Source organism: Micromonospora sicca (assembly GCF_003172935.1).
In the GTDB taxonomy this organism is placed as follows: Bacteria; Actinomycetota; Actinomycetes; order Mycobacteriales; family Micromonosporaceae; genus Micromonospora; species Micromonospora sicca.
The window spans coordinates 1-4,536 of sequence record NZ_QGKS01000409.1; the positions used below are offsets into that span (position 1 = coordinate 1).

A 4,536-nucleotide genomic window follows, 5' to 3' on the forward strand; every position below is an offset into this window, starting at 1 on the left:
GGCCGTGCCGGCCGGCCGCCGCGGCGCCGCGCCGGAAGGCCCCGTTCAGCCCGCCGTCCGGCGCGTCCGGCACGATCCGGGCGCCCGCCGCGGCCAGCTCCGCCGCCGCGCGGGCGTCGTCGGTCACCACCAGGACCTCGGCCACCGCCGGGCAGGCCAGCACCGCGCGGACCGTGTCGGCCGCCAGAGCCAGCGCCAGCTCCTCATGCGGTACGCCCGGCAGCGCGCCCCGCAGGCGGCTCTTCGCCGCCGGGAGACGCTTCACCGGCACCACTACGGTCCAGGTCGGCTCAGCCACGTGACAATCCTGCCAGTTGGGCGGCGGTACCCTCACTGGCCGGACCCGGGGCGAGCAGGCATGATTTCGTCGCGGGACGTGGGCGCGCGGGTCGGGGCACGACGAGGAGGCAGGGTGACACGGCGAAGGCTGGGATTCTGGCAACGGTTCGCCGTGGTGCTGGTCAAGCCGGTGATGACCGTCTGGACCCGGCGCACCTGGCGGGGCGCGGAGCAGCTGCGCCGCCCCGACGGCATCATCATCGTGCCCAACCACATCTCGCACGCCGACCCGCTGGTCTCCGCGCACTTCATCCACGACGCCGGGCGCTGGCCGCAGTACCTGGGCAAGGCCAGCGTCTTCCGGGTCCCGGTGATCGGCTGGATCCTGCACCGGTGCAAGCAGATCCCGGTGGAGCGCGGCACCGTCGACGCGGTCAAGTCGCTGGACAAGATGGTCGCCGCCCTGGCCGAGGGCGGCGCGGTGGTGATCTACCCGGAGGGGACCACCACCCGGGAGCCCGAGCTGTGGCCGATGAAGGGCAAGACCGGGGCGGCCCGGCTGGCGCTGGCCACCGGCGCGCCGGTGATCCCGCTGGCGATGTGGGGGCCGGAGAAGCTGTTCGACCCGCGGACCACCCGGTTCGGCCTGCGGCCCCGGATCCCGGTGACCGTGGTCGCCGGCCCGCCGGTCGACCTGAGCCGCTGGGCGGGCGCCATGCCGACCAGGGCGGTCCTGGAGGAGATGACCGACACCATCATGCTGCGGCTGCGCGACATGGTCGCGGAGATCCGCGGCGGCACACCGCCACCGCTCTGGGCCCGTCCCGCCCGTCCGCGTGATCCCGAGGTGACCGAATGAACCGGCTCAGTGTCCTGGTGCCGCTCGGCGGCCTCGAGCGCGGGGAGGCGACGGCATGACCGGCCACGTGGCGGTGCTGGGCGCCGGGTCGTGGGGCACCGCGTTCGCCAAGATCCTCGCCGATGCCGGCCGGGACGTGACGATCCTGGCCCGGCGGCGGGCGGTCGCCGACGCGATCCGGTCCCGGCGGCACAATCCGGACTACCTGCCGGACGTGCGACTGCCGGAGCGGGTCACCGCGACCGGGGACGCCGAGGAGGCCATCGCCGGGGCCGAGGTCGTGGTGCTCTCCGTCCCGTCGCAGACCCTGCGCGGCAACCTGGCCGGGTGGACCGGTCACCTCGGCCCGGACGCCACCCTGGTCTCCCTGATGAAGGGGATCGAGCTGGGCACCACCAAGCGGATGAGCCAGGTGATCACGGAGACCGCCGGGGTGCCCGCCGACCGGGTGGTGGTGGTCTCCGGCCCCAACCTGGCCCCCGAGATCGCCGCCGAGCAGCCGGCCGCGACCGTGGTCGCCGGCACCGACGCCCGGCGAACCGCCCTGGTCCAGTCGTCGATCCGGACGCCGTACTTCCGGCCGTACACGAACGACGACGTGATCGGCTGCGAGCTGGGCGGCGCGGTCAAGAACGTGATCGCCCTGGCGTACGGCATCGCCACCGCGATGGGCTTCGGCGACAACACCCGGGCGATGCTGATGACCCGGGGGCTGGCCGAGACCGCCCGGCTGGGCGTGGCGCTCGGCGCGGACCCGATCACCTTCGCCGGCCTGGCCGGCATGGGCGACCTGGTCGCCTCCTGCTCGTCGCCGCTGGCCCGTAACCGCACCTTCGGCGAGCACCTCGGCCGGGGCGAGACGCTGGAGCAGGCGCAGGCCGCCACCCGGCAGACCGCCGAGGGCGTGAAGAGCTGCCTGGCCATCCGTGACCTGGCCCGCGCGCACGGGGTGGAGATGCCGATCACCGAGCAGATCGAGCGGATCTGCCACGAGGGGATGGACCCGCGGTTGGCCGTGGACGCCCTGATGAGCCGGACCGCGAAGCCCGAGTCGTACGAGTGAGGCGGCCATGACCGAGTGGGGGGACGGCACCCGTAGCGTCCACGCAGGGCTGCCCGAGCCGCAGCCGGGGCAGCCGTTCCTGCCCGGACCGGTCTTCGCCGCGCCGTACCACCTGGACCCGTGGCGGGGGCCGGCGGCGACGCCGAACGGGTACGGCCGTCCGGACAACCCCACGCGGCGGCTGCTGGAGGCGGCCATCGGGGAGTTGGAGGGCGGGGACTGCCAGGTCTTCGCCAGCGGCCAGGCAGCCATCACCGGGCTGCTGCTGGCCGTGCTGCGCCCCGGCGACACCGTGCTGCTCCCCGCCGACGGGTACTTCCCGGTCCGGGCGTTCGCCACCGCCACCCTGGAGGGCGTCGGCGTCCGCGTCGGCTTCGTGCCGACCGCCGGGCCGTACCCCTCGTTCGACGGCGTACGGCTGGTGCTGCTGGAGACCCCGGCGAACCCGGGCCTGGACGTGGCCGACGTGCCGGCGCTGGCCGCCCGGGCCCACGCCGCCGGTGCCCTGGTCGCGGTGGACAACACCACCGCCACTCCGCTCGGGCAGCGGCCGCTGGACCTCGGCGCCGACGTGGTGGTCGCCTCCGGCACCAAGGCACTGACCGGCCACTCCGACCTGCTGCTCGGGTACGTGGCGACCCGCTCCGCCGCGCTGATGGAGCCGGTGACCGCGTGGCGGACCACCACCGGCGGGGTGCCCGGGGCGTTCGACTGCTGGCTGGCCCACCGTTCGCTGGCGACCATGGACCTGCGGCTGGCCCGGCAGTCCGCCAACGCCGAGGCGCTCGCCCGGCTGCTCGCCGACCGCGCCGACGTGACCGGCCTGCGCTGGCCCGGACTGCCCGGGGACCGGGCGTACGCGATCGCCTCGGTCCAGATGCGACGGATGCCCGGGGTGCTCTCGTTCGACCTGGGCGACGCCGACCGGGTGGCCCGCTTCCTCGACGCGTCCCGCCTCGTGGCCGCCGCCACCTCGTTCGGCGGCCTGCACACCACCGCCGACCGGCGGGCCCAGTGGGGCGACGACACGGCTCCCGGCTTCGTCCGGCTCTCCTGCGGAATCGAGGACCCCGCCGACCTGGTGGCCGACGTCGCCGCCGCGCTCGACGCCAGCCGGGCCTGACCGGCCCGGTCGGCGCCCGGACGGCCGGACACCAGCCTGCCGCCGTGGCCGGGACGCCGGGACGGACGGACGCCCCTGGCTCCGCTATCGTGACGGGCAGCCACGGCCCGCGCGGGCCCCGACCGGAGGAGGCGAGACCGATCCACCACCAGAGGAACGCCGCTCCCTCCGAGCCCGCGCCGCCCCAGGGTTAGGCGACGCCGGGAGCGCCGACGAGCGTCTCCCGGAGGCATGCCATGGCACCGACCCTGTTCTCTCCCGACCGTCCCGCCCTCGTGCAGCGGCTGCGCGCCGCCGGCTGCGTCTACGCCGAGGACGAGGCGGAGCTGCTGATCGCCGCGGCCGACTCGACCGCGGCGCTGACCGACCTCGTCGACCGCCGCGTCGCCGGCCTGCCGCTGGAACACCTGCTCGGCTGGGCCGAGTTCTGTGGCCTGCGGGTGGCCGTCGACCCCGGCGTCTTCGTGCCGCGCGGGCGGACCGCGCTGCTGGTCGCCGCCGCCGCGGCGCTGGCCGGTCCCACGCCCGCCGTGCTGGACCTCTGCTGCGGCTCCGGCGCCGCCGCCCTGGTGCTGCACGGCCGGCTCGCACCCCGCTGGCTGGCCGCCGCCGACATCGACCCGGCGGCGGTGGCCTGCGCCCGGCGCAACCTCACCCCGCTGGGCGTGCCCGTGTTCGAGGGGGACCTGTTCGCGCCGGTCCCACCCGAGTGGCGCGGCCGGCTCGACCTCGTGTTGGCCAACGCCCCGTACGTGCCGAGCGCGGCGGTCGCGCTGATGCCGTCGGAGGCGCGGCTGCACGAGGCCCCGGTGGCGCTCGACGGCGGCGTGGACGGGCTGGCCGTGCTGCGCCGCGTGGCCGTCGGCGCGGTGGATTGGCTCGCCCCGGGTGGACACCTGGTGGTGGAGATCAGCGAGGGACAGGCCGACGCGCTCTGCGCGGAGTACGCCGCTCTCGGCCTGGAGCCGACGGTGGTCCGCGACGACGACCTCGACGCCACCGCCGTCACTGCCCGCCGACAGCGCTGACGAACCCGCGCTGACGGGCCGGGGCCGCCGCCGTCCTGCCGCCCACCGCACTGCCGTCCGCGCGCCGTCTGGTGCGGGCGGTTCGCGGGGTGGGCCACGGGTGTCGGGTGAGTGGAGAATGGCGGGACGGTGAACGTGGCTTAGCCTCGGGTCGGGACGGAATTGGCGGGAGGCGGTGGCGGGG

4 protein-coding genes and 1 pseudogene are annotated in these 4,536 nt (G+C 75.8%); 4 read left to right on the top strand and 1 reads right to left on the bottom strand.

Annotated elements, in window-relative coordinates; genetic code table 11:
- Nucleotides 1–298: pseudogene (locus tag DKT69_RS31835) on the bottom strand (2-phospho-L-lactate guanylyltransferase); the annotation flags it as partial.
- Between the two features lie 114 nt (nt 299–412).
- Between DKT69_RS31835 and DKT69_RS31840 the strand changes: the two are divergent.
- From DKT69_RS31840 to DKT69_RS31855, 4 genes are all read left to right on the top strand, one after another.
- Nucleotides 413–1,138 carry a lysophospholipid acyltransferase family protein gene (locus DKT69_RS31840; RefSeq protein ID WP_109805133.1) on the top strand — a complete coding sequence of 242 codons (726 nt, stop codon included), beginning with the start codon at nt 413–415 and terminating at the stop codon, nt 1,136–1,138.
- Between the two features lie 55 nt (nt 1,139–1,193).
- Nucleotides 1,194–2,201 carry an NAD(P)H-dependent glycerol-3-phosphate dehydrogenase gene (locus tag DKT69_RS31845; protein ID WP_109805130.1) on the top strand — a complete coding sequence of 336 codons (1,008 nt, stop codon included), beginning with the start codon at nt 1,194–1,196 and terminating at the stop codon, nt 2,199–2,201.
- 7 nt (nt 2,202–2,208) lie between these two features.
- Nucleotides 2,209–3,324, top strand: a complete 1,116-nt coding sequence (locus DKT69_RS31850; protein WP_109805131.1) for a cystathionine gamma-lyase — start codon at nt 2,209–2,211, stop codon at nt 3,322–3,324.
- A gap of 236 nt (nt 3,325–3,560) precedes the next feature.
- On the top strand, nt 3,561–4,352 hold the full coding sequence (locus DKT69_RS31855) for a putative protein N(5)-glutamine methyltransferase (protein WP_109805132.1): 792 nt from the start codon (nt 3,561–3,563) through the stop codon (nt 4,350–4,352).
- The last annotated feature ends 184 nt before the right edge of the window (nt 4,353–4,536 follow it).